Source organism: Paenibacillus sp. TY11 (assembly GCF_059772165.1).
In genome coordinates this window covers 24900-45670 of the sequence record NZ_JCBAIQ010000017.1, presented here as the reverse complement: position 1 = coordinate 45670, position 20771 = coordinate 24900, and the positions used below count along the sequence as shown (strand labels likewise).

Here is a 20771-nt window from a genome sequence, read left to right as displayed (position 1 = left end):
GGAAGGTGATTGTATTCAAGCTAAACTTGTGTTAACTAGGCCTATATTGACCCTTACTGTTTGTTGGATTACAGGAAGTGCGGGAGCATGTCTGTATTCCGGACGGATGCTTTTGTTGCTCTGGGCGGGGGTCACCCTGATCTTCCCGCTTATAGCTTTATTGATGAAAATTCCCATCCGGCATATGGTATTGCTATGGCTTGCATTCAGCGGTGGTGGATTTCATTGGTTTTGGCATGATACGCATAATGTGAGCAATATTCCCGATGCTCTTCATGTATCGTCTTCCATTGTGGAAGACATGCCCGTTCAAGCAGCAGGGCTTATCGCCTCTGAAGTACAGGTAGATGGTGATCGAGCGCAGTTTGAGATGAGGGTCACTTCAATCAATAACTTCGGAAGTCATTCGAAAAAGAACGAGAATCGTACATCTATTTCTGAACAGGTCATTGTTCATATCAAGTTGGCTGCCAAGCAGGAACAGCAACTTGCGGCAGCATGGCAGCGTGGGGATGCAATCCTACTGCGTGGCAGCTTAAAGGCTCCTGCAAAAGCGGGGAACTTTGGTAGCTTTGATTACAGTGAATACCTGCACACACAGGAAATCCACTGGCTTTTCAAAGGGGATGGAGCAGCCTCGTTACAGAAGCAGGAAGCTTCACTATGGAACCGCTACACGTTGTTCAGATGGAATGATCAGCTTAGGGAGCAGCTAGGGCAGAGAATGGAATTGGCATTTATATCACTTAATCACGCAGGATATATGAAAGGACTGGTACTTGGGGTTACAGATGAACTGGACCCAGCAACGTATAACGAGTTTACGCAGCTTGGTTTAACGCATATTTTAGCTATATCGGGCATGCATGTGGCGGTATATGCAGCTACACTATTATATTTACTCAAGCTGTTACGAGTTAGCCGCGAGACATCCCTTACGGTCGTGATGGTGCTCATTCCGGCTTATGTCCTGCTGACAGGTGCTTCTCCCTCTGTTGTAAGGGCGGGAATTATGGCGATGATCGGTTTGTTTGCAGCCAGACGGGGTATGCTCAAAGACGGACTTAATATTTTAAGTATATCTGCGTTGCTCATGCTGCTTTGGAATCCATATTACCTGCTTAGCGTCAGCTTTCAGCTTTCCTTTTTGGTGACAGGTGGGTTGCTCATTTATATGCCGCTTATGAAGCCGTTTTTCGCCAAATGGCCTCTCCTGATCGGCGGTGAAGTTGCGATTACAATTACGGCACAGCTTGTTTCGTTTCCAATGACGGTATTCTACTTTAATCAATTTTCCCTGTTATCATTTGCGGCTAATTTTGTGCTTGTACCACTTATTACATATATCGTGCTTCCACTGGGTACGGTGGCGATGGGGATTGCCTTTTTATGGGGGGGTGGGGCTCGTATTCTAGCGTGGCCGGCAGAGCAATTGAACGATCTAACCTTTTTACTTGTGAAATGGTTGAATATGGATGATGCTTATGTGAGTATTTGGCCCTCTTCCTCCATTCTGTGGGTCATGGCGTATTATGCAGCTCTGTACATTGTTCTCTACTGGCTCAAAACGTGGCTCGCATCCCGAAGGCAAACGGACGATATTACCGTTTTGAACTCTACTTCCATTTCATCACCCGTATATACAGGATTAGCGGCTTCTGCGGAGTGGGCGGCTATTTTGCAAACGGCTCATGAACCTGAGGGTGCAGGGAAATATGCGCGTCGACAGTGGAATGGTTATCGTCATTTGGCACTGGCTTTAAGTGGTATTGCCTGGCTTGGCATACTGTATACAGGTTACCAATCTCCGGGTGGGGGGAATACGGGGATGGTTCAATATCTGGATGTGGGCCAAGGTGACAGCATTTTAATTACAACACCGGGCGGGAAACATATTTTGGTGGATGGTGGGGGGACAATGGACTTTGCAACAGGGAAAAATGCTTGGCGCAAGCGTGCAGATCCCTACGAGGTAGGTGAAGATACGATTGTACCCTTGCTAAAGCAACGTGGTGTGCACCGGCTGGACGCAGTCATTTTAACGCACGGAGATCATGATCATGCCGGAGGACTACAGGCCGTGCTTGACCAGATTCCCGTATCCACCTTGTTTTTTAATGGTACCCTGACAGACAAAGCACCATTCCGAAAGCTGTTGAAAACGGCTGTAGACAAGCGGGTCAAGCTGTACGGTGCTCATCATAGTATGGAGTGGGAACCGGATCAGGCTACGAAAATCCGCTTTCTCTATCCGTTTACGCTGCGGGAGAACGAATCTGATCAGTTGCCTGTTATGAAGGAACAGAATCATTATTCCGTTGCCATGATATTGGAGATGGAAGGAGCCTCTTTTTTGTTCACAGGGGATATGGATGATGCAGCAGAATCGATGTTACTTTCTGAATTAACCCATTCTTCATCCCGTGCAAAAGATCAGGGAGTAACGGGGGCTGTAGGGAAAGCTGTAGACGTCATGAAAATAGCACATCACGGCAGCAAGTATTCCACCTCGGAAGAGTGGTTATCCTACTGGCGCCCGAAAGTATCCGTCATTTCAGTCGGCGCAAGCAATACTTATGGACATCCGAATGAAGCGGTATTGGAACGTATATCGGCAGTTGATTCTGCCATATATCGAACAGATACAATGGGAGAGGTACAGATTCGTGCGCAGCAAGGAAAACTGAGTGTGCGGCACCAACGCAAATGATACAAGACAGATACAAAATAGTTTTGCGGTCCTTTTTTCATAATACAGCAACACACTAAAACTGGTGCTCACTCTTAGGAGTGGGCTTTGTGCTTTGAATCCAATTGGCATGGACATCAGCTGTAAGTTTTGATAGAATCACATAAGCGATGAAAATGAGAATCATTATTAATTGTAGGACTGTTGTGAACTATTCAAAAATTCGAGTATCGGCTTGTTTTGGAGCTGGGTAAAGTGTTAAATAAGGAGCAGGAAGCGAAGAATTGCTTGGCTGATTTTGCGGCCAAGATTGCTGAGAAGAAACAGGCTTTGTCCGATGTCATGGATTCAGGTAAAAAAATCGCTATTTTTGAGATTACAGGAAAAGAATTATATTTATATGGAAAATCCTATGGACGTGGGGGAGCCATACTTTATGATGCGCTGGGACTTCATGCTCCGGAGAAGGTAGAAAAGGCAGCGTTCGAGAAGGGCTGGGCCAGCATTTCAATGGAGGCTTTACCGGAGATGCTAGGCGATGCCGATTATCTGATGTTGGGTATTAGAGGCGATGGAGTAGACCAGGGAAAAGATATTGAGTCGAAAAGTGTGTGGAACACCCTTTCTGCCGTTAAATCAGGTAAAGTATATCAGTACTCAATCGACGATTTTTATTTTCAAGATCCGATTGCGCTGACTTATCAATTAGAACTCATATCGGATTTTTTGGTTTCCAAGAAGTAACCATATGCTGATGCAGTTCGATAGGTCTAGCATTTAGATGTATGTAAGGGCTAAGGGAAGGTGACTACCTTCCCTTTTTCTGTTATTCTAAGGGAGGATACAATGGGGATTCTGGGCTTTTTGGTATGATTTTTTTTATTAAAAAAATAAAATTAGTGTCAGACGTCTATCCTGCAACAATTTACAAAAGGGATACGTCTGTAATATTGCAGGGAGAGGGGGATCCTTTGTGGTAGAGCAGGGACTCATTCGAGCCGCTCAATCGGGCGATCGCGACGCTCTCATTACCCTATTAAGAGAGATAGAACAGCATGTGTACCGTACGGCATATTACATTCTAAACAATGAGCAGGACGCCATGGATGCTTCACAAGAAGCCCTCATACGGATCTATTCCAAAATTAACTCTTATGAGGAAAAAGCGCAGTTTAAAACCTGGGTCCAACGCATTGTAACGAACATATGCATCGACAAATTCAGAAGAACGAAGCCCTCGGTTTCCATTGACGAGCATGACATGATATTCAACGATCCCCAAAACGTGGAGGTCGAGGTGTTGACCTCTTACATGGCACAGGATGTTCGTGAGGCTATACAACAGCTTCCGGAGCACCACCGGACGGTAATTGTCTTGAGATATTTGCAGGATTTCTCCTATAACGAGATTGCCGATTCTCTGGATTTGCCGCTAAATACGGTCAAGTCATACTTGTATCGTGCAAGACAGCAATTGCAAGGGCTACTTCAGGAATATCAGAAAGGTGGTGTATCAGGATGAAGTGTGGGGAAGAGGTGATGGATTGGATGCAGCGTTATGTGGATCATGAGCTGGGCGAAGAAGAGACGTCCCAATTAATGAACCATATTGCGACTTGCCCGGACTGTGCGGAAAAATTTCATATTCTTCAGACACTCTCTCGCGAGCTGGAGGAATTGCCTGCGGTTTCCCCGGCGTTCAGCCTGGTGGATTCCATCATGCCTCAGCTTGATGCCATTGACCGCGCACGTGAAGAGCAGGGAAGCGCGCTTCAGGAAATGCAGCCTGTGGCTGTTGAGCCTGGACCCGGGCCTAGACAACGTACCCAGCCTACGCCTTGGTGGAACCGAATGGGTGGGCGCGCTGCCATGGGCGTGGCTGCCGCTGCTGTTGTACTGGGGATCGTAGTATTCAACTTCGAGCCTAAAACAGTGCAGGATGCGGAAGGCGTACTTACATCCCAGTCGCCCGAAGTGACACATCAGCAGAATCAGACGGAAATTCCAGGTACGACCAATGGGAGTGGAGGACGTGATGCAGCCATTGGATCGGATTCAACCAAGCAGCCGTCAGAGCAAGGGCAAGGAACGGAAGTGTCTCAGCCATCTGCGGATGAAGAACCTGGCCTGAGCAAACAAGGCGCAAACAGTGCAGATGATGAAAAGAACCCTTCCAAACAGGATGCCGGGAAGCGTGATGATCAGCGAGCTGGGGAGGAAGATTCAACGAAGTCTGCACCAGCTGGACATCCTCCCCGTCAGGATGAAAAGCAGGGACAGCCACACGCGGATCGTCAGGCGACAAAGGAAAATCCGTCTGCAGATGCTCCTAAATCCGATGACAAACAGTTAAATCAGGAAAAATCGGATCAACCCACGATGACTCCTGATGAACAGTTGGAGCCGAAAATGGAAAAATCACCCCTAGCGAACATGGGTACCGCTCAGGACGATAATAGCGATAACACGAGTACGAATGATTCATCTTCGTCGCTTAGTCAGGATTTGAAGCTACAGAATCGAATTGCATCAGATGAAACGTGGACAGACACGACTTCGAAAAGTGACACCAATGATTCGGGGAATGCCTTGGGAGCGGATAGCAGCAATGAAGCTTTTAATGATCAGCAATCATCCGTGTCACAAGATTCGGTTCGCAAAGAAGGCTTTGCATCTAATTCACTGGTTTCTCCGGACAGCAATAGTGCTTCCAGCTATGGTGCCCAGTCTGCGTCCACAGATCAGCTCAATTCGCCTGATGGTAGCTATGCGGTGGTTATTGAGGGTAAAAAGCTAAAAGTGTATAAGCTTTCCGATAACGGTGTAGACCGAACAACACTGGAAGTCCGTACTTTGAAGGGTGCCTGGGTCAAAGGAAGCTGGTCGGAAGACAGCCAGACCTTTATATATGAGACGGAGCAGGATGGGACCGCAAGTAAATATACGTACACCGTCCCGCGCAGCACCGGAAAATAGTTTCCATAAGTTGACACACATTTAAAAACAGAGAATAAACTATATGAACCGACGTCGTATCCCGACGGTCGAAAGTTTCTAGAGCTTTCTGCTGCCGTGTTGATATAGATGGTGGTGAAGGGATTCTGCCTATAGGCAGAATCCCTTCGTTTGTATCATGACTTGCCTTCCGGTCGGATGTCGGGTACGATCAGTGGGTGGGGGGAACGGAATATGGATGTAAAAACAGCCTCTAAGGCTATTCGCAAAGGCGACATTTCGCCAGTGTACTTGCTATACGGCAGTGAAAAATATCAAATGAAGCAGTTTGTTGAGATGCTTAAAGAGAAAGTGGTGGAAGAGGAGCATCGTGACTTCGCCATCATTCCCTATGATTTAACCGAGACGCCAATTGAGGTGGTTGTGGAGGAGGCGGAAACAGCGCCTTTTCTGGTGCCGAAGAAGCTGATTATTGTACGGGATACGAGTGTATTTGCAGCAGGCAAAGATAGCGGTAAGATAGAACACCGTATTGAGACACTGTTGACTTATATGGATAACCCGACTGACTATAGCGTCATTGTTTTTACGGTTCAGGCTGAAAAGCTAGATGAACGGAAAAAGATCGTCAAAAAACTGAAAAGTGATGCTTCGGTTATTGCTTTCGCCCCAATGGGTGGAGATGATCTTGTGGATTGGATCCATAAGCGTGCAGGAGAAAGAAAAGTGCAATTGGCTGCAGGAGCTGCTGAAAGCCTCATTCAATTCACAGGTACCGGGCTACAATCCTTGGCTGCCGAGATAGATAAGCTGTGCTTGTACGCAGGAGCACAGGGAACGATCTCATCCGCTGATATCGAATCCCTTGTGCCGCGTAATACGGAACAAAACGTATTTGCGATGGTTGAGGATCTGGCTAATTTGCGGCTGGATAAGGCGCTTAGTATTTTTTATGAGTTGCTTAAGCAAAAAGAGGAACCGATCAAGATTGCAGCTTTGATCACGCGACAGTTCCGTATTATGTTGCAGGTTAAAGAGCTGGCAGGTCAAAGCTATTCCCAGCAACAAATTGCGAGTCAGCTTAGTCTGCATCCTTATGGGGTGAAAGTTGCGGGGGACCAGGCTCGGAGGTTCCGTCCTGAGCAGCTACGGCAGCTTCTCTACGAATTGGGAGAGCTGGATTATCACATGAAAACAGGTGTCGTTGACAAGGTACTGGGACTGGAATTGTTTTTGATGAAAATGGGTGCGGGGGCTTCAGTCTAATCCCACCCGTGTGCCGATCAGTTTTATAAGAGGCAGCTAACGTAGCGTAGAACTCTGACGCTATAAACTAAAAAGTTATTAACTAAAAAATCCTGATCAGCCAAGGCTGGTCAGGATTTTTTCATTAACGTATGAAAGTAGCTCTTGCTTACGCTTGAGCTGTAAGAGCGTTAAGTTTTTTCGCCAAGCGGGATTTCTTGCGAGCAGCTGCATTTTTGTGGATCAGACCTTTAGTTACAGCCTTGTCCAGCTTTTGGGAAGCTACTTTGAAAGCAGCAGCAGCAGTTTCAGCTTCGTTACCTACCAACGCTGTATCAGCAGCTTTTACTGCTGTACGAAGCGCAGATTTTTGGGAAGCGTTCAACGCACGGCGTTTGTCGCTAGTTTTAACGCGTTTGATAGCGGATTTGATGTTTGGCATTACATTCACCTCCTGTAAAGGCATTACTTATGAACACAAACGTTTCACAACTTAAAATATTTTAGCATGCCACACCTCAAATTGCAATAAGAAAACATTCTGAGGCACTGCAATTACAGGATGAAAATGGATGTGCATAAACCTGTTGGGTGTCTCGCACACTATAGCCAGAGATGGTATACAAGGAGGCTTAAAAGATGGATCTGGATTTGCAAAAGTATGCGGTACGCACGGATTTGGCATTAGAAGCAAGAGAGCTGGCCGAACGGGATCAGCCTGTACCACTGGCGGGCATAAGTGAGAACGTGGAGGAAGATAACGGTATTAAAATTACGCGTCTAGATGTACTGAATGAAGAAGGCGCCAACCGTATTGGGCGGGTACAAGGGCATTACGTCACGCTCGAAGTACCCGGCTTGCGTGAAGGCGACACTGGGCTTCAGCAACGTGTAGCTATTGCATTTGCAAAAGAGATGGAGCAATTTATACAAAAAATAGGGATCTCTAATACGGCACGGGTACTGGTTGTAGGTCTGGGTAACTGGAACGTCACTCCTGATTCGCTGGGTCCGCTTGTTGTTGAAAATTTGATGGTGACTCGTCATTTTTTTGAACTGACACCTGATCAAATCAACCCGGGTTATCGGGATGTGAGCGCGATTGCACCGGGAGTGCTTGGCATTACAGGGATCGAGTCGAGTGAAATTGTTCAAGGCATCGTGGATCGCACAAAGCCAGAACTGATTATTGCCATTGACGCTCTGGCGTCACGTTCACTGGAGCGTGTCAATACGACCATTCAGGTGGCCGACATCGGGATCCATCCAGGTTCAGGTATTGGCAACAAGCGGCGCGGTATAACCAAGGATATTATGGGTGTTCCGTGTATCGCTATCGGTGTTCCAACGGTATGCTACGCTTCTACCATCGTCAATAACGTAATTGAACTGATGAAAACACATTTTACCAAAGAGAAGGCTTCTACGAAAATGATTCTGGGGATGTTGGACGATATTTCAGAACCTGAGAGACTTGGGCTGGTGAGAGAGGTACTTCAACCGCTGGGGCATGATCTGATTGTGACTCCTAAAGAAATTGATGAATTTATTGAAGATATTGCGAATATCATTGCTACTGGATTGAACGCTGCTCTGCATGAAGCCGTTGATCCTGGCAATGTCGCCGCATATACGCATTAATGAAGAGTTGGTAAAATCGTATTTCTATACACAAAAGTCTCTATTTAACAGGTATCTTATCTCTTTCAAAAAGGGATAAGATTTACCTGTGGGTAGAGATTTTTGTGTTCTAGCAATTGTTCTCCGTTCATAGAGTTGAAGTATAAGAGATTTCCGCAACAGATAGGAACCCTATGTTCCGAATGTAAAGCGGGTTTCGACGGGACGAAGGAGGACAAGGCTCACATGAAAAAAATTCAGACCTGGAACGTCGGAAGATGGAGAAGAAAAGGTATCGAAATTTTGGCGATGGGACATACGCTTGTGCTGCTTATTATGGGCTCGGCGCTTTTATTTGTCGTTTTGGGGTTAGGAGGATTGGCAGAAAATCGTTTGCAAACATCTCCTGTTTCTTCCATGAAAGGATTGGCAGGTTCGGTGTCCAGCGGTTTTTTCGCGGATATGCTGGGAATGGAGGTACCTCATTTGGCACAAAAGAAGCAACAATCTTCGTTGTCGGGTGAACAATGGTCGCCTTTTGTTTTTCAAATGCTTACAGGTATTAATCCGCAAGATCCCAAAAGTCTTATTTCTCGTGAAATTCCTGGTATGTCTGCGGGTGCGCCCGTCTTGCTACGCAAGGGCTCGGGGAACAACAAGGTAGAGGCTCCTACGGATTATCAGCCCGATCAGGGAACGACGGATGCCCCTGGTGGCTCAGATGCATCTGAGAACCCGCCGATTCATGGTTCTACTACCCCAGATCTTCCGACAACACCAGAAACGGATCCTGCACGTGAGGATAATCCAAGTGATGCGGCCAAAGGGGACAAGCGTATATTAATCTACCATTCTCATCCCAGAGAAGCATATAACCCACTACTCAGCAAAACCAGCTCCAATCCTAATTCAGGTTCTAAATCAGCCAATGTGTCAAGGGTAGGGGACTTTGTAAAGAAGAGACTAGAAAAGCAGGGGATATCCACACTGCACGTAAACAAGGATTATGCCACCACAGTCCAAAATTACAATTGGAACTACTCCTATAAATATTCACGCGAAACAGTCAAGGAAGCTTTGGCTGGAAATAAAGGTTTAACTTATCTGCTTGATATCCATCGAGATTCCCAACGTCACGGAAAAACAACAGCAACCATTAATGGACTTTCTTATGCCAAGGTGTATTTTATTATCGGACATGACAACAAAAATTGGCGGGAAAATGAAGCTTTTGCCGCTCGTATTCATGAAAAGCTGGAAAGATCGTATCACGGCGTATCGCGTGGTGTATGGGGGAAAGATGGCGGTAAAGGCAACAACGGCGAATACAATCAAAGCTTGTCTTCCCATAGCATTTTGATCGAAATCGGAGGGATTGATAATACCGAGGAGGAGTTAAAACGCACCTCGGACGTTTTGGCGGACATGATCGGTGAAGTGTATTGGGAGGATCAGAAGGCACAGAAAGCGGGCACTAACGTATCGGATACAAAAAAGAGCAACAGCGGCAATTAAATGAGGTAGCCGCAAAGGGGGAAATGTAATGTCTGGACATTTTCGTAAGAAAGCACTTGGATTTGTACTGCTCATGGGCGCCGGCATTCTACTCGGTATGCAACTGGCTGGCTCTGGCTTGCGTTCAGTCTATGGACCGGAATGGAGCGGGGATACGATTCAATCGGTAAATCAACAGAAAGTCGAGTATGAGCAGACGGTTATTGAGGATACACCCGCAGTCAATGCTCGTGCATATAGCGGTACGTATAGCACAAGTGGAAATGTTGAGGTTGGGCCGGGAACGGGAGCGGGTACAAAGGAAGCTAATAGAAGGGAGGAAAATGAGGAGAGACCCGAGCTCGGGACATCCAAATGGTATTCGACGACTGCGCAGCATGTCAATTCTCAGGGCTTGGAGACGCCTCGTGAACTGCTAGCCGCCAAGGAACAGCAACCTTCGGTGGATACCATGGCGGACAAAACGGCTGGGCTGCTTCAAAACCTGTCGAGACAGGGCATTCGATGGGTCGTATCTGTATTTGACGGGGTAACAGAATAGAAATATTGCTGACCCCCCTTACAACTGCTATAATAAGCTGATTGACACTAGGCATTGTGTGGGGGTAAGGCATGACTGACATTTTGGCAAGACAACGTAAAATTCGGAACTTTAGTATCATTGCACATATAGACCACGGTAAATCCACGCTGGCTGACCGGATTTTGGAATACACCGGTGCACTCACATCCCGTGAAATGCAGGAGCAAGTGCTTGATCAGATGGATCTGGAACGGGAGCGCGGGATTACGATCAAGCTCCAGGCAGTGCGACTCACTTATAAGGCCGATGACGGCGAAGAGTACATTTTGAATCTGATTGATACACCGGGACACGTCGATTTTACGTATGAGGTTTCCCGAAGCTTGGCGGCCTGCGAAGGGGCCTTGCTAGTTGTAGACGCGGCACAGGGAATTGAGGCACAGACGTTGGCTAACGTATATTTGGCGTTGGACAACAATCTGGAGATTTTGCCGGTGCTTAACAAGATTGATTTGCCAAGTGCTGATCCTGAACGGGTGAAGCAGGAAATCGAGGATGTTATCGGCTTGGATACGAGCGAGACCGTACATGCTTCAGCCAAAGCTGGAATCGGTATCAAGGAAATTTTGGAACAGGTAGTCAGAAGTGTGCCTGCACCTCAAGGAAATCCGGATAATCCGCTCAAGGCACTCATTTTCGATTCGCACTATGATCCTTATAAAGGCGTTATCGTATATGTTCGCGTTGTGGATGGTAGTATCCGAGCGGGTTCGAAAATTAAAATGATGGCGACTGACAAAACGTTTGAGGTTATTGAAGTTGGTGCTTTCATGCCGCGTATGAACATCGTGGACGAGCTGAATATCGGTGATGTTGGCTTTATCGTTGCCGGAATTAAGCATGTAGGTGATACGCGTGTCGGGGATACGGTGACGGATGCCAAAAATCCAACACTAGAACCGATGCCAGGCTATCGGAAAATAAATCCGATGGTATATTGCGGACTGTATCCGATCGAAACATCCGAGTATAACGATTTGCGTGAGGCGCTCGAAAAGCTGCAACTGAACGATGCTTCGCTCAGCTTTGAGCCGGAAACATCAAGCGCGTTGGGTTTTGGCTTCCGTTGCGGATTCCTTGGTCTGCTTCATATGGACGTTATTCAGGAACGGATTGAACGTGAATTTAACATTCCGCTGATTACGACGGCACCGAGCGTTATTTATCGCATTAAGTTGACGAATGGGGAAACGATCCAGATCGACAACCCATCGAATTATCCGGAAATCGGACGGATTGAACATGTGGAAGAGCCTTATGTAAAAGCGGGCATTATCGTGCCTAATGATTACGTAGGTACGGTGATGGAGCTTTGTCAAACCAAGCGTGGGGAGTACGTAAATATGGAATACCTGGATACGACGCGGGTAACCATTACGTATCAGATTCCGCTGTCTGAAATCGTATATGATTTCTTCGATCAGCTTAAATCAAGCACCAAAGGCTATGCCTCCTTTGATTATGAGATTTCAGGCTATCGCCAGTCCAACCTGGTGAAAATGGATATTCTGTTGAATGGCGAGCAGGTCGATGCGCTGTCGTTCATCGTGCATAGAGATCGGGCTTATCATCGCGGACGTATCATCTGTGAGAAGCTGCGCGAGCTAATCCCGCGTCAAATGTTCGAGGTGCCAATCCAGGCATCTGTGGGAACAAAGGTTGTGGCGCGTGAAACCGTTAAGGCGATGCGTAAAAACGTCTTGGCCAAATGCTACGGCGGCGATATTTCTCGTAAACGGAAGCTGCTTGAAAAGCAAAAAGAGGGCAAGAAGCGTATGAAGCAGGTCGGTAACGTAGAAGTACCACAGGAAGCATTTATGGCGGTACTGAAAATTGATGAGTAAAGCTGCTTGAATCAGCAGCATCGTATTAAATTCGGTACATCACAAATGTGTATGAATTGATTACAAATAGGTAATAACAGCATGATTCCGTATTAACTTAGGTCCACACACTCTGTGAGTACCCTAAGGTATTACGATCCGCTTGATTCCAAGCGGTATTCGTCCATTCTTTCATGGGGCATTTGCCGTGCATGGAGAATGGACGTTATTTATTTGAGCAAGCTATCCAGAGATGGAGTGTTTGTTATCTCAGTTGCAAAAATAGTATAACAACAGCATCTTTAGCGTATTTCTAAAGATGCTTTACTCTTACTGCAACACCTACACCACAAAAAAAATGACCGATGGTGGTGGGCAGCAGCGGAGTGGATGGAATCGTTCTGAAGAAGCGTTAGCGTTCGCCTTTATCCCGGGATTTTACCCTATTAAGTTTATTTACAAAGAAAAAATCCGGGGGTAACAGCGATCGGAAGAATGATCCATCCACGGAGCGTTCTCCCCCCTCTTCGCCATTTTTTTCAATCACCACACCCTGAATTGACAAGGAGGATCGGTATGACCGCATCCATACAAAAACATGAACATTCATCCGCGCCTCAAGCGGTTTATCTGCATATACCTTTTTGCACGAATAAATGCTTTTACTGTGACTTCAACTCTTACGTGCTCAAGGATCAACCTGTTATGGAATATTTGTATGCACTGGAACGGGAGATGGAACATACGGTCAAGCTTCGCCCGCCAGGAGAGATTAAAACCATTTTTGTCGGGGGCGGAACACCAACTACCCTAAACCCGAAAGAAATGGAATATTTCCTGAAGAGCGTCCGAACCTATTTCCCACACTGGGCGGAAGATATTGAGTTTTCCATGGAAGCCAATCCGGGCACAACTGATTTTGAAAAACTCTCTGTAATGAAAGAAGGCGGCGTCAACCGACTCAGCTTTGGTGTGCAGGCTTTTCAGAATGAGCTACTTACAGACATAGGTCGTATTCATAGTACAGATGACGTATATCGTAGTTTGGAAAACGCACGTAAGGTCGGATTGGACAATCTGTCGATTGACCTGATGTTCGGTTTGCCGAATCAAACGGTGGAGATGCTGCATGAAAGCGTCAGTAGAGCGCTAGAGCTGGAGCTTCCTCATTACTCTATCTACAGCTTGAAGGTTGAAGAAAACACACTCTTCCACACGCTGTACCAGAAAAATCAGCTACCGCTTCCACACGAGGACGATGAACTGGAAATGTACTTGCTTCTCATGCGTCGCATGAAAGAAGCCGGTTATGAGCAGTATGAGATTAGCAATTTTGCCAAACCAGGTTTGGGGAGTAAGCACAATATGACCTATTGGCGTAATGAGGACTATTACGGTCTCGGCGCTGGGGCACATGGATATGTTGGCAGAGAGCGTCATATGAACATTAAGGGCATTAACCCTTATGTGGAGGCTACTCGTAACGGTCTGCCGCGTCTGGATAGCTTTGAGGTGCCAGCGGCGGAAGCCATGGAGGATTTTCTCATGGTCGGTTTGAGAATGCTGGAGGGCGTTTCCAAGTCCCGCTTTGAAGCTCAATTCGGTCAGGCGTTGGAGGATACGTTTACAGCCCCTCTCGGAAAAATGCTGAATGCGGGGTTAATCGAATCGGTCGAGGACGGTTATCGTTTGAGTGAACGCGGCATTTTATTCGGAAATGATGTATTTGCAGAGTTCATCGGTTCCATTTCGGTAAATTCATAAGTTGTAGGCTTCGATACAGCACGTTTCAACTTCGTAAGCTAGGCAATCATTTTATAACACCATTCTGTCACAGCAGGGTAAATGGAGTATTGCGATTCTATGCGTAATGTTGTATATTTATTCATTATATGCGGCAAGCGGCAGGAGGAGAGCAAGATGGCTTCAGTGTGTAAAGATGTATTGTGCAGAAGTGCGGTTCCTGAGGATGTGGAGCCTTTATATCAAATGATTAGCGGCTATGCAGAGCGGGGGATTATGCTGCCACGTTCAAGGGAAGTGCTTACGCGCCAACTGGAGCTATTTATTGTTGCAGAGGTGGACGGTGAAGTCGTTGGTTGTGGTTCTTTATGCAAATTGGGCGCTGATTTGGTAGAGATTCGCTCTCTTGGCATCTCTGAGGGACATAAAGGAATGGGGATTGGCTCCAAGCTCGTGGAGGGTCTTATTATAGAAGCACGGCGGCAACGTATTCCTAAAATTATGGCATTGACCTACGAGGTCTCCTTTTTTATAAAAAACGGTTTTGATGTAGTAAGCAAAGAGATTTTCCCTGAAAAGGTATGGACCGACTGCATTCACTGTAGTAAACAAAACAATTGTGATGAGATCGCAGTGTTGAAAGTACTGAACTGACCTGTCAATAATGAGGTCAGTTCGTTTTTTCTATCAGGACGTAATCGTGCGTATGTTATACAGTCTACATTGTTTAATCCTGTTCATTTCTCAAATGTTTTGAGCAACGTGTATCCTTCCCAATCGGCAAGTGTTAAATCATCGTAATGTTTTATAGCCGAAACACTGTATTTTATTTGCTTGGGAATACTTGGACTGAATTCTTGCGGGTAAAATAAAATGGTATTCCATATGCTTAATAGTATTGTAGGAAACAAGATCAAGGCATAACACAGGGGGTCTTAATTTACGAATTAAATGGATGACTAAAATAATAAGGGCTGCATTCAGGATGAAAACCAATGGCAAAGCAACTATTCTTCCTAGTCCTGTATACGGAAACAACTCGTTTAAAATGTGAAACATACAAATTGTAGGTAAAAGTGCGATCAATGCGTATAAATGGTTGCGGCGAGTGGTTCTCAAATTCAATTCCTCCTCAAGGACAATGGAGTTATAACAGTATGTAGACAAGTCTCAAATTTTTCTAGTTTTTCTGAATCTCTATATATAAATACGGTTTTGATACGTTGAATAATGAGGTTTTCCGTGAAAAAGTGTATTCATTGCAGTAAATTAAACCGTTGTAATAAATCTCGTTTATTGAAAATACTGATCTGACTTGACAATGATCAGGTCGGTTTGGTATTTTTGTATTATCGGTTAGCACTCATCGCGAACGAGTGCTAATGATTCCATTTAACAATCATGCTATTATGGATAAACAACAAGGGGGGATTCGCTTGTTAACCGAACGTCAGAGACTCATTCTGAATGCGATTATTGATGACTACATTCGTTCGGCTGAGCCAGTGGGTTCCCGTAGCATATCCAAAAGGCAGGATGTCGGATTCAGCCCGGCCACGATCCGTAATGAAATGTCGGATTTGGAGGAACAGGGCTATCTGGAGCAACCCCATACTTCTGCGGGACGCATCCCGTCTCATAAAGGCTACCGCTATTATGTGGACCATCTGGTGCCACTGAATACACTGAAGCCTATGGAAATGCGGGAACTGAAAGCCTTTTACGCCGAAAAGCTGAATGTAATGGAGCAAGTGATCCAGCATGCGTCAGGCATTTTGTCGCATATGACCAATTATACTTCCATCCTGCTTGGGCCGGAGGTTTTTCATACTTCATTGCGTCATTTTCAGCTGCTGCCGCTCAACGAAACGACGGCTGTGGCTATTATTGTGACCAATACCGGTCAGGTGGAGAATAAAACGGTGGATATTCCACCGGGAATTTCGATTTCCGAGATGGAGAAGGTTGTCAATTTACTGAACAGCAAGCTCGTCGGTGTGCCGATTTATCAGCTTAAATCACGCCTTTACACCGCACTTGGTCAGGAAATGGAGAAGCATGTGTCTCATTTTGAGGACGCTATGAAAGTGCTGGATAAAGCACTGGATAATGAATCGGATCAACGCTTGTATTTGAGCGGTGCGACGAACATGCTCAATCAACCTGAATTTAAAGATGTAGAAAAGGTTAAACATATTCTCGATCTGCTGGAGGAAACACCAACGCTGCTTAAACTAATGACACCTGTTGCTGGAGCACCTGAAATTCAAGTCCGCATCGGCACGGAAAATGATCATGAGGCGTTTGCCAATTGCAGCCTGATTACTGCTACATATGCGGTAGACGGGGAAGCGTTGGGGACTATAGGCATACTGGGTCCGACACGGATGGAATATGCGAGAGTTATTAATATTTTGGGTATCCTGTCTAAGGATTTGACCGCAATGCTAACGCAGCGGTTTAAATAGAACAATACCGCACAGGTTGCGGTTCTACATGTTCCGCGTCGGGATACGGTTTGTATCCTGCGCAGGTGCATTGTTGCGTGTTTTTGTAAGGGTAGTTATGACTTGAAGGAGGTGAAACATTTTGAAGGAAGAACAAGCGTTCCAAGAAGAAAAACAACAAAATGTAAGCACAGAGGAAGCCGCCGAAACGAGCCAGCAGGAAGAGTCGGTTAATGAAGCGGCGGCACTGGAAGACCAAGAGAGCGAAATAGAGCTGACTAAGCTTCGCGCTCAGGCGGAAGAGCATCAGCAACGGTTTTTACGCGCTCAAGCGGATTTTGATAATTTTCGCCGTCGTACGCTGAAAGAAAAAGAAGACCTTGCCAAATATGCATCTATGAAGCTGGTTACCGAGTTGGTGCCTGTTCTGGATAACTTCGAGCGTGCGCTGGCAACAGCACCGCAAGGAGCGGACTCTGAGTCATTCACCAAAGGCGTGGAGATGATTTTCCGCCAGTTTGAGAGTGTGCTTCAGGCAGAAGGAGTCACGGCCATGAATTCGGTGGGACAACCGTTTAATCCTGATTTCCATCAAGCCATTATGCAGGTGGAGAGCGAAGAGCATGAGGAAGGCATCGTTGTTGAAGAGGTACAAAAAGGATACATGCTGAAGGACAAGGTGCTTCGTCCAGCGATGGTAAAAGTGAGCATGTAGCTTTTTCAATATACATTAGAAATACATCATTTTGATTCAACCATTCTGGCCTGCGGGCCTCGTATATACAGAAGGAGGAATTGTCCGATGAGCAAAGTAATCGGTATTGACTTAGGTACAACCAACTCTTGTGTGGCTGTTATGGAGGGCGGCGAAGCTGTCGTTATTCCAAATCCGGAAGGCGCGCGCACAACCCCTTCCGTTGTTGGTTTCAAAAAAGATGGAGAACGTACTGTAGGGGAAACGGCAAAACGCCAAGCAATTACGAACCCGGATCGTACAATCATGTCCATCAAGCGCCACATGGGTACAAATCATAAAGAAAGCATTGACGGCAAGGAATATTCCGCACAGGAAATTTCCGCTATGATTTTGCAAAAGCTGAAATCCGATGCCGAAGCTTACCTGGGCCAAACGGTTTCTCAAGCTGTTATCACTGTTCCAGCTTACTTCAATGATGGTCAACGTCAAGCAACCAAGGATGCAGGTAAAATTGCCGGTCTGGAAGTTCTGCGGATTGTCAATGAGCCAACAGCAGCTGCATTGGCATACGGTATGGAAAAATCCGAAGACCAAACGATCCTCGTGTATGACCTGGGTGGCGGTACATTCGACGTATCCATTCTGGAACTGGGCGACGGTTTCTTCGAAGTTAAAGCAACAAGCGGCGATAACAAGCTGGGTGGCGATGACTTTGACCAAGTGATTATTGATTACCTCGTAAATGAGTTCAAAAAAGATCAGGGCATCGACCTGAGCAAAGATAAAGCAGCTGTACAACGTCTGAAAGATGCAGCAGAAAAAGCGAAAAAAGAGCTGTCCGGCGTACTGACAACGACGATTTCTCTGCCGTTCATTACGGTAGCTGACGGCGTTCCACAGCATTTGGAGTTGAACCTGACTCGTGCGAAATTTGAAGAATTGTCTGAAGGTCTGGTAGAACGTACTTTGGGACCTACTCGTCAAGCGATGAAAGATGCAGGCATGAGCGCTAGCGACATCGACAAAATCGTTCTGGTCGGTGGTTCCACACGTATTCCGGCTGTACAAGAAGCAATCAAAAAGCTGACAGGTAAAGAGCCTCACAAAGGGGTAAACCCTGATGAAGTGGTAGCTCTGGGCGCGGCAGTACAAGCGGGTGTATTGACAGGTGATGTGAAAGACGTCGTTCTCCTCGACGTAACTCCACTGTCCCTCGGTATTGAAACTGCAGGTGGCGTATTCACTAAAATGATTGATCGTAACACGACGATCCCTACGAGCAAATCGCAGGTATTCTCGACGTATGCCGACAATCAGCCTAGCGTGGAAATTCACGTGTTGCAAGGTGAACGCGAAATGGCAGCAGGCAACAAAACGCTGGGCCGTTTCCAATTGGGAGATATCCCTCCAGCACCACGTGGTGTACCGCAAATCGAAGTTACCTTTGATCTGGATGCGAACGGTATCGTGAACGTATCCGCTACAGATAAAGGTACAGGCAAAAGCCAAAAAATTACGATCACATCTTCAAGCGGCTTGAGCGACGAAGAAGTAGAACGTATGATGAAGGATGCCGAGTTGCATGCGGAAGAAGATAAAAAACGCAAAGATTTGGTAGAAGCGAAAAACGCTGCGGACCAACTGATCTACTCTGTAGACAAAACGATTAAAGATCTGGGCGAAAAAGCTGAAGCAGGTGAAGTCGAAAAGGCAAATGCAGCTAAAGAAAATCTGCAAAAAACGCTGGAAACCGACAACCTGGAAGACATCAAAAAAGCTACTGAAGAACTGACTGAAATCGTTCAGCAATTGTCTGTGAAGTTGTATGAGCAAGCTGCTCAAGAAGCACAGGCTCAACAAGCTCAAGACGGCGCAGCAGACAGCAAAGGCCGTGACAATGTGGTTGACGCGGACTATGAAGTCGTTGACGAAGACCAGAAGAAGGACTAAGCTACGGATCGGGTAGTGGTAGCTTTATGGTACACCGATGCGTTATGATATACTGAATAGTAATTAGCAGCGTAGCTGCCTTGATAAATAACGATTAGCCGAAGGGTGACAGTTGTTTCCAAGATAAATTAGCATATTACGGGTTGTACTGCCTTGAAATGTGGGAAGGTCAAAGCCGGGTCATCCCGTGCCTTTGGCTTTCCTTTTATATGTAGTGCAGACACGTTGTAGGCATGGGGGTGGAACATTGGCTGATAAGCGTGATTATTATGAGGTGCTGGGCGTCGCGAAGGGCGCTTCGGATGAAGAAGTCAAAAAGGCTTACCGTAAGCTTGCGCGTCAGTATCATCCGGACGTGAACAAGGCTGCGGACGCGGAAGCTAAATTTAAAGAAGTAAAAGAAGCTTACGATGTTCTCAGCGATGGTCAGAAGCGGGCAAGATACGACCAGTACGGTCATGTAGACCCGAACCAAGGCATGGGAGGCGGCTTTGGTGGTGGTGCCGACTTCGGTGGCGGGTTTGGCGATATTTTTGATATGTTCTTTGGTGGCGGCGGCAACGGTCGACGTGATCCGAATGCACCGCAGCGTGGGAACGATCTTCAATATACGATGACGATTGAATTCAAGGAAGCGGTGTTCGGTAAAGAAACCGACATTAATATTGAACGTACGGAAACATGTGATACGTGTCACGGTACGGGAGCCAAAGCGGGTACTAAACCACAAACATGCTCCGTCTGCCACGGCAGCGGACAGGAAGAAGTGGTGCAGAATACACCGTTTGGTCGTATGGTTAATCGACGCGCCTGCTCCAATTGCGGCGGTTCCGGTAAAATTATCAAAGAAAAATGTACGACTTGTAGCGGTTCGGGTCGTGTACGCAAGCAACGTAAAATTCATATCCGCATTCCGGCGGGTGTGGATGACGGCGCTCAAATGCGTATCAACGGTGAGGGCGAAGGCGGTGTCAACGGAGGACCGGCAGGTGACTTGTATGTCGTGTTCCGTGTGAAGTCGCACGACTTCTTTGAGCGTGAGGGAGACGATATCTACTGTGAAATTCCGCTGACGTTCTCACAGGCAGCATTGGGAGATGAAGTCGAGATCCCGACGTTGACCGAGAAAGTGAAGCTGAAAGTTCCAGCAGGTACGCAAACAGGTACTTATTTCCGTCTTAAAGGAAAAGGTGTACCCAAACTGCGCGGCGTAGGTCAGGGTGACCAGCATATTAAGGTAGTTGTGGTAACGCCTAGCAAGCTGAGTGAGGAACAGAAGGATTTGCTGCGTCAGTTCTCTTCGCTTAGCGGAGAGCAGACACATGAGAATGAGCAGTCCTTTTTTGACCGTGTGAAGCGCGCCTTCCGAGGCGACTAAGCCAAAGTAGGAATCGCGGAGCTTCAACCATGAATCAGAGGGAACTATTCCGCAATTGCGGAATAGTTTCTTTTTTATATTCACGTAAACACATACATAACCATTTTTGTATAGGCATGTTGAGCT

At 46.5% G+C, this 20771-nt stretch carries 17 protein-coding genes; 16 read left to right on the top strand and 1 reads right to left on the bottom strand.

Features of this window, described 5'->3' with window-relative positions; translation table 11 throughout:
* The first annotated feature begins 87 nt into the window (after nt 1-87).
* From AC6EJC_RS18395 to holA, 6 genes are all read left to right on the top strand, one after another.
* Nucleotides 88-240, top strand: coding sequence for a hypothetical protein (locus tag AC6EJC_RS18395; protein ID WP_444955292.1), 153 nt, complete (start codon nt 88-90; stop codon nt 238-240).
* A complete protein-coding gene (locus tag AC6EJC_RS18390) occupies nt 170-2710 on the top strand; it encodes a ComEC/Rec2 family competence protein (RefSeq protein ID WP_444955284.1) in 2541 nt (846 codons plus the stop codon). The genes AC6EJC_RS18395 and AC6EJC_RS18390 overlap by 71 nt, the downstream gene beginning before the upstream one ends.
* A gap of 219 nt (nt 2711-2929) precedes the next feature.
* Entirely contained in the window at nt 2930-3433 is a 504-nt protein-coding gene (locus tag AC6EJC_RS18385) for an ABC transporter substrate-binding protein (protein ID WP_444955205.1), read from the top strand.
* Nucleotides 3434-3662: 229 nt separating this feature from the next.
* Nucleotides 3663-4211: an RNA polymerase sigma factor gene (locus AC6EJC_RS18380; protein ID WP_013311184.1), complete on the top strand. Its 549-nt coding sequence runs from the start codon at nt 3663-3665 to the stop codon at nt 4209-4211.
* Nucleotides 4208-5665, top strand: a complete 1458-nt coding sequence (locus AC6EJC_RS18375) for an anti-sigma factor family protein (protein WP_444955204.1) — start codon at nt 4208-4210, stop codon at nt 5663-5665. The genes AC6EJC_RS18380 and AC6EJC_RS18375 overlap by 4 nt, the downstream gene beginning before the upstream one ends.
* A gap of 213 nt (nt 5666-5878) precedes the next feature.
* The gene (gene holA, locus AC6EJC_RS18370) at nt 5879-6910 is read left to right on the top strand and encodes a DNA polymerase III subunit delta (RefSeq protein WP_444955203.1); all 1032 of its coding nucleotides are present in this window, start codon (nt 5879-5881) and stop codon (nt 6908-6910) included.
* A 148-nt stretch (nt 6911-7058) separates the two neighbouring features.
* On the opposite strand, the gene rpsT is transcribed toward holA, so the two are convergent.
* A complete protein-coding gene (rpsT, locus tag AC6EJC_RS18365; protein ID WP_013311181.1) occupies nt 7059-7331 on the bottom strand; it encodes a 30S ribosomal protein S20 in 273 nt (90 codons plus the stop codon).
* A gap of 197 nt (nt 7332-7528) precedes the next feature.
* Here rpsT and gpr point away from each other — a divergent pair, with 197 nt between their 5' ends.
* The 10 genes from gpr (at nt 7529) to dnaJ (ending at nt 20645) form a co-directional block, all read left to right on the top strand.
* Nucleotides 7529-8530, top strand: a complete 1002-nt coding sequence (gene gpr, locus AC6EJC_RS18360) for a GPR endopeptidase (RefSeq protein WP_444955202.1) — start codon at nt 7529-7531, stop codon at nt 8528-8530.
* A 225-nt stretch (nt 8531-8755) separates the two neighbouring features.
* Nucleotides 8756-10024, top strand: coding sequence for a stage II sporulation protein P (locus AC6EJC_RS18355; RefSeq protein WP_444955201.1), 1269 nt, complete (start codon nt 8756-8758; stop codon nt 10022-10024).
* A 28-nt stretch (nt 10025-10052) separates the two neighbouring features.
* Nucleotides 10053-10565, top strand: a complete 513-nt coding sequence (locus tag AC6EJC_RS18350) for a hypothetical protein (protein ID WP_444955200.1) — start codon at nt 10053-10055, stop codon at nt 10563-10565.
* 71 nt (nt 10566-10636) lie between these two features.
* Complete coding sequence (lepA, locus tag AC6EJC_RS18345; protein WP_444955199.1) at nt 10637-12451, top strand: translation elongation factor 4; 1815 nt, start codon at nt 10637-10639, stop codon at nt 12449-12451.
* A 555-nt stretch (nt 12452-13006) separates the two neighbouring features.
* Complete coding sequence (gene hemW / locus AC6EJC_RS18340) at nt 13007-14194, top strand: radical SAM family heme chaperone HemW (protein ID WP_444955198.1); 1188 nt, start codon at nt 13007-13009, stop codon at nt 14192-14194.
* Nucleotides 14195-14350: 156 nt separating this feature from the next.
* Nucleotides 14351-14827: an N-acetyltransferase gene (locus tag AC6EJC_RS18335; RefSeq protein WP_013311174.1), complete on the top strand. Its 477-nt coding sequence runs from the start codon at nt 14351-14353 to the stop codon at nt 14825-14827.
* 782 nt (nt 14828-15609) lie between these two features.
* Nucleotides 15610-16641 carry a heat-inducible transcriptional repressor HrcA gene (gene hrcA, locus AC6EJC_RS18330; RefSeq protein ID WP_013372178.1) on the top strand — a complete coding sequence of 344 codons (1032 nt, stop codon included), beginning with the start codon at nt 15610-15612 and terminating at the stop codon, nt 16639-16641.
* A gap of 121 nt (nt 16642-16762) precedes the next feature.
* Nucleotides 16763-17335 (top strand): nucleotide exchange factor GrpE, encoded by a 573-nt coding sequence (gene grpE, locus AC6EJC_RS18325; RefSeq protein ID WP_444955197.1) that lies wholly within the window; start codon nt 16763-16765, stop codon nt 17333-17335.
* An 87-nt stretch (nt 17336-17422) separates the two neighbouring features.
* Nucleotides 17423-19267 (top strand): molecular chaperone DnaK, encoded by a 1845-nt coding sequence (dnaK, locus tag AC6EJC_RS18320; protein WP_444955196.1) that lies wholly within the window; start codon nt 17423-17425, stop codon nt 19265-19267.
* A gap of 247 nt (nt 19268-19514) precedes the next feature.
* Complete coding sequence (dnaJ, locus tag AC6EJC_RS18315) at nt 19515-20645, top strand: molecular chaperone DnaJ (protein WP_444955195.1); 1131 nt, start codon at nt 19515-19517, stop codon at nt 20643-20645.
* Nucleotides 20646-20771 lie beyond the last annotated feature (126 nt).